This window comes from Cellulomonas sp. P4_B5_2 (genome assembly GCF_056402235.1).
Map to the genome: position 1 here is coordinate 1 of NZ_JBFUHU010000304.1, position 4,574 is coordinate 4,574.

A 4,574-nucleotide genomic window follows, 5' to 3' on the forward strand; every position below is an offset into this window, starting at 1 on the left:
TCGGCACCTGCTCAGCCAGTACCGGGTGATCGACATGGCACGCAAGGTCGTCGGCGTCGGCAGCGTCGGCACCCGGGCGTGGATCCTGCTCCTGCAGGGCGTCGACGAGGACGACCTGCTCGTCCTGCAGGCCAAGGAGGCGCAGGTCTCGGTGCTCGAGCAGTTCCTGGGCGCCAGTGAGTACACCCAGTCCGGCCAGCGCGTGGTCGAAGGTCAGCGGCTCATGCAGGCCGCGAGCGACGCGCTGCTCGGCTGGCAGCGGAGCACGGGCATCGACGGCATCGAGCGTGACTTCTACATCCGTCAGCTGCGGGACTGGAAGGGCTCGGCGGTCATCGAGGAGATGCGGCCGGACGGCTTCCGCCGGTACGGCGGTCTGTGCGCCTGGACGCTGGCCCGCGCGCACGCCCGGTCCGGCGACCGTGTCGCGATCGCGCGGTACCTCGGCGGCTCCAAGGAGGCCGACGAGGCGTTCGCCGACTTCGCCGTCGGCTACGCCGACCGCACCGAGCAGGACCACTCCGCGCTCCTGTCGGCGATCGACTCAGGACGGCTGGAGGCGGTCCACGGGGTGTAGCGCCGCGGCGGCGGCCGCCACGACCGTCGCGTCGGTGGTCGTGTAGCCGGCCGACCCGCCGCCGGGTCCCCCGGACTCGTCGACGTGCCGGCTGGCGGACAGGTGCACGGCGTCGACGCCGGTGCCCAGCAGCGCGGGGATGTCGTCGGGCCGCACGCCGCCMCCGGCCATGACCTGCAGCCGGCCCGCGGCGTGCGCCACCGTGGCGGTAAGGCGGAGGAGGCCGTCGACGCTGCGCGCGGCACCGCCGGAGGTCAGGACGCGCACGACCCCGAGCGACACGAGCTCGTCGACGGCCGGAGCCAGGTCGGTCAGCGTGTCGAACGCCCGGTGGAACGTGACCTCGCGCCCGTCGGCGGCCTCCACCAGCCGCGCGACCGCGTCCCGGTCCACGGAGCCGTCGGGACGGAGCGCACCGACCACGACGCCGGCGGCACCCGCGCGCACCGCGGCCCGGACGTCCCTGACCTGGACGGCGAGCTCGTCGGGCGGGTAGACGAACGACCCGGCGCGCGGCCGGACCAGCACGTGAACGCCCACTCCCGACGGGACGGCCGCGAGGGTCGCGTCGAGCAGGCCGATCGACGGCGTGATCCCGCCGGTGGCGGCGAGCGCGGCGCAGAGCTCCAGCCGGTCGGCGCCGAGCCCCGCGGACGCGACCGCGCCGGCCACGTCCTGCACCGCGATCTCGAGCGCGGTCATGCCCAGGACAGCAGCGGCTCGCCGGCGGACACGGTGTCGCCGGGGAGCGCGAGGCGGGTGAGGGCGTCGGAGCCGGCCTCGAGCCCCACGACCGGGCACACGGGCGACCGGCCGCCGGCCGCGACCGCGGACGGGTCCCAGCTCAGGACGACCTGCCCCGCGGTGACGACCGAACCCTCGGTGGCGTGCAGGGTGAACCCGGTGCCACCGAGCTCGACGGTGTCGATGCCGAGGTGCACGAGCACCGCGCGGCCGTCGTCGTGCTGGACGACGAAGGCGTGCGGGTGCAGCTTGACGATGGTGCCGTCGATGGGGGAGATCACCTGGGCGGTCGCGGAGCGCTCCGGGTCGAGCGCGAGCCCGGGGCCCACCAGCTCGGCCGAGAACACGGGGTCGGTGACGTCGCCGAGTCCCAGCACCTGGCCGCTGACGGGGGACAGCACGGTGAGCAGGATCGTCACCGGAGGTCCTCGATGTCCGAGGCCAGCGTGTCCGCCTCGGGCCCCACGATGACCTGCACCGCGACCCCGGACCGCACGACGGCGATCGCGCCCGCCGCCTTGAGCCCGCGCTCGTCGACGAGCGCGGGGTTCTCCACCTCGACCCGGAGGCGGGTGATGCAGGGCTCGAGGTCGAGGACGTTCGCGTCCCCGCCCAGCGCTGCCAGGATCTTCTCGGCCTTCGTCATGTCTGGCACCCTCACATCAGCTCGTCGAGGTCGGTGGCGATGAGGTCGACGTGCGGGCCGACGACGACCTGCACCACCCGCCCGGAGATCATGACGCCGAACGCGCCGGCGGCGCGCAGCCCGGCGGCGTCGACACGGCTCGCGTCACGCACGAGCGACCGCAGCCGCGTGGTGCACGGCTCGATCTCGTCGATGTTGTCGACGCCTCCGAGGGCGGCCAGGATCGCCGCCGCCTGGTCCTTGCTCTGCGGCCTCATTGCCGTCCTCCTGTGGTGGGTGCGTGTGCCGGCTCGAGGTCACCCTCGGCCCGTCGTCGGGGAACCAGTGCGGGCCGCGGCGCGCGCAGCGGGACCCACACGCTGTAGCGGTCGGCGCGGTAGCAGGCGCGGGAGAACATCGTCGCGGTGTCGACGGAGTAGGTGCGACGCTCGGCGCGCAGCACGGCACGGGCGTCGCCGAGCCCGAGCAGGGACGCCTCCGTGTCGGTGGCCTCGTCGGCGGACAGCGTGTCCTCGCCCCACTCGGGGGCCAGCCCGCGGTCCCGCAGCGCCTCGTACATGCTCGCCGGGGGCCCGTCGTCGAAGAGCGTGGGTGCCAGGGCGACGGGCACCCACGCCTGCTCGATGCAGATGGGGACGCCGTCGGCGCTGCGCACCCGGTAGAGGAAGTGCACCTTCTGGCGGGGCTCGAGCTCGAGCGCGGTGGCGACGTCGGGGGTCGCGGAGACGACCTGAGCGGTCAGCACGTTCGTGGCGGGTTCCATGCCGCGCCGGCGCATCTCCTCGCCGAACGTGGTCAGCCGCATCTCGAAGTCCAWGCGCTTCGGCGCGACGAACGTGCCGCGCCCCTGCTCGCGGACCAGGACGCCGTCGGTGACCAGCGTGTCGACGGCCTGCCGCACGGTCATCCGGGACAGGCCGAACTGCTGGCTGAGGTGCCGCTCGGAGGGGATCGCGTCGCCGACCTGGAGGTCCTGGGCGACGAGGGTGGCCAGGTGGTCGCGCACCGTCAGGTACTTGTGCGCGCTGCCCTGCTCCGACTCGTCCACGCGCGGCCACTCCTTTGCGACGACGGTCTGCGTCGTCGTGACGTGACCCTTGACACATCATGAGGTCTAGACCAGTCTGCTCGCAACTGGTCCAGACCAGACACCCCCCCGAGAGCTTCAGGACCACCCATAGAGGAGTGCTCCATGACCACCGTCACCGCCGACGCCACCCAGAAGCGGGGCATCCCCGGCCTCGCCCAGCTGCAACGCATCGGCCGCTCGCTGATGCTGCCCATCGCCTCCCTGCCGGCCGCCGCGCTGCTGCTGCGGCTCGGTCAGCCCGACATGCTGGGCGCCGACGGCCTCGGCGCCCACGCCGCGTGGCTCCTTCCCGTGGCTGCCGTCCTCGGCGCCGCGGGGAACGCCCTGTTCGCCAACCTCGCGCTGCTGTTCGCCGTCGGCGTCGCCGTCGGGTTCGCGCGCAAGTCGGACGGCTCCACCGGCCTCGCGGCCGTGATCGGGTACCTCGTGTTCAAGGGCGTCAGCGACGCGCTCTCGCCCTACGTGCTGGGCAAGCCGGTCGGGGACGACCCGCAGGAGCTCATCAACTACGGCGTGCTCGGTGGCATCGTCATGGGCCTCGTGGCCGCGCTGCTGTTCCAGAAGTACTACCGGATCAAGCTGCCCCCGTACCTGGCGTTCTTCGGCGGTCGGCGCTTCGTGCCGATCGTCACCGCGGGTGCCGCGATCCTGGTCGCCGTCGTCGGCGCGCTGATCTACCCCGCGTTCGACTCCGGCTTCACGGCGGTCGGCGACTGGGTCACCAGCTCGACGATCCTCGGCGCCTTCGTCTACGGCACCATGAACCGCCTGCTCGTCCCGATCGGCCTGCACCACCTGCTCAACTCGCTGCCCTGGTTCCAGTTCGGCTCGTACACGGACGGCAACGGCGACGTGTGGCACGGCGACATCGCGCGGTTCCTGCACGGTGACCCGACCGCCGGCACGTTCATGACGGGCTTCTTCCCGATCATGATGTTCGCGCTCCCCGCAGCCGCCCTGGCGATCGTGCACACCTCCAAGGCCAAGAACCGCAAGATCATCGCGGGCATCATGGGCTCGGCCGCGCTGGTCTCGTTCGTCACCGGGGTCACCGAGCCGCTCGAGTTCGCGTTCGTCTACGTGGCCTACCCGCTGTACGTCATCCACGCGATCCTCACCGGCACGTCGCTGGCGCTGGTCAACGCGCTGGGCATCAAGGACGGGTTCGGGTTCTCCGCGGGCGCGATCGACTACCTGCTGAACTTCCGGATCGCCACGATGCCGCTGCTGCTGATCGTGATCGGGCTCGGCTACGCGGTCGTGTACTACTTCCTGTTCCGGTTCGTCATCACGCGCTGGAACCTGCGGACGCCGGGCCGCGAGGACGACGACGACGGCACGGTCCAGGTCTTCCCGACGGACGACCAGGTGCAGGCCGACAACGCCGCGCAGAAGGCCGCGTCGGACGAGCCGGCCCCCGCACGATGACCGCAGCGGTCGCCGCCGCACTGACCCTGAGGGGGTTCGGGGTCAGCCCGGGCCGCCGGCTGGGAGTCGTGGCGCGCATGCCTGACGCC

At 72.5% G+C, this 4,574-nt stretch carries 7 protein-coding genes; 2 read left to right on the forward strand and 5 right to left on the reverse strand.

What is annotated here, in order from left to right:
* Positions 1 to 577: DUF2252 family protein (locus AC1DUQ_RS18030; protein WP_477074273.1), on the forward strand; the 577-nt coding region annotated here is incomplete at its 5' end.
* Here AC1DUQ_RS18030 and AC1DUQ_RS18035 read toward each other — a convergent pair.
* Genes AC1DUQ_RS18035 through AC1DUQ_RS18055 form a run of 5 tightly spaced genes read right to left on the reverse strand, consistent with a single transcriptional unit; the run spans position 545 to position 3,015 of the window.
* On the reverse strand, positions 545 to 1,279 hold the full coding sequence (locus AC1DUQ_RS18035) for a copper homeostasis protein CutC (RefSeq protein WP_477059790.1): 735 nt from the start codon (positions 1,277 to 1,279) through the stop codon (positions 545 to 547). The two genes, AC1DUQ_RS18030 and AC1DUQ_RS18035, sit on opposite strands and share 33 nt — an antisense overlap.
* Entirely contained in the window at positions 1,276 to 1,740 is a 465-nt protein-coding gene (locus AC1DUQ_RS18040) for a PTS sugar transporter subunit IIA (protein ID WP_477059791.1), read from the reverse strand. The genes AC1DUQ_RS18035 and AC1DUQ_RS18040 overlap by 4 nt, the downstream gene beginning before the upstream one ends.
* The gene (locus AC1DUQ_RS18045; protein WP_056091320.1) at positions 1,737 to 1,967 is read right to left on the reverse strand and encodes a PTS sugar transporter subunit IIB; all 231 of its coding nucleotides are present in this window, start codon (positions 1,965 to 1,967) and stop codon (positions 1,737 to 1,739) included. The genes AC1DUQ_RS18040 and AC1DUQ_RS18045 overlap by 4 nt, the downstream gene beginning before the upstream one ends.
* A gap of 11 nt (positions 1,968 to 1,978) precedes the next feature.
* Positions 1,979 to 2,224 carry a PTS sugar transporter subunit IIB gene (locus AC1DUQ_RS18050; protein ID WP_056085872.1) on the reverse strand — a complete coding sequence of 82 codons (246 nt, stop codon included), beginning with the start codon at positions 2,222 to 2,224 and terminating at the stop codon, positions 1,979 to 1,981.
* The gene (locus AC1DUQ_RS18055) at positions 2,221 to 3,015 is read right to left on the reverse strand and encodes a GntR family transcriptional regulator (RefSeq protein WP_477074274.1); all 795 of its coding nucleotides are present in this window, start codon (positions 3,013 to 3,015) and stop codon (positions 2,221 to 2,223) included. The genes AC1DUQ_RS18050 and AC1DUQ_RS18055 overlap by 4 nt, the downstream gene beginning before the upstream one ends.
* A gap of 144 nt (positions 3,016 to 3,159) precedes the next feature.
* Here AC1DUQ_RS18055 and AC1DUQ_RS18060 point away from each other — a divergent pair, with 144 nt between their 5' ends.
* Positions 3,160 to 4,485 carry a PTS transporter subunit EIIC gene (locus AC1DUQ_RS18060; protein ID WP_477059793.1) on the forward strand — a complete coding sequence of 442 codons (1,326 nt, stop codon included), beginning with the start codon at positions 3,160 to 3,162 and terminating at the stop codon, positions 4,483 to 4,485.
* Positions 4,486 to 4,574: the final 89 nt, after the last annotated feature.

Coding starts and splice junctions, on each gene's coding strand:
- AC1DUQ_RS18060 (WP_477059793.1), top strand. CDS start 3,160: ATGACCACCGTCACCGCCGACGCCACCCAGAAGCGGGGCATCCCCGGC.
- AC1DUQ_RS18050 (WP_056085872.1), bottom strand. CDS start 2,224: ATGAGGCCGCAGAGCAAGGACCAGGCGGCGGCGATCCTGGCCGCCCTC.
- AC1DUQ_RS18045 (WP_056091320.1), bottom strand. CDS start 1,967: ATGACGAAGGCCGAGAAGATCCTGGCAGCGCTGGGCGGGGACGCGAAC.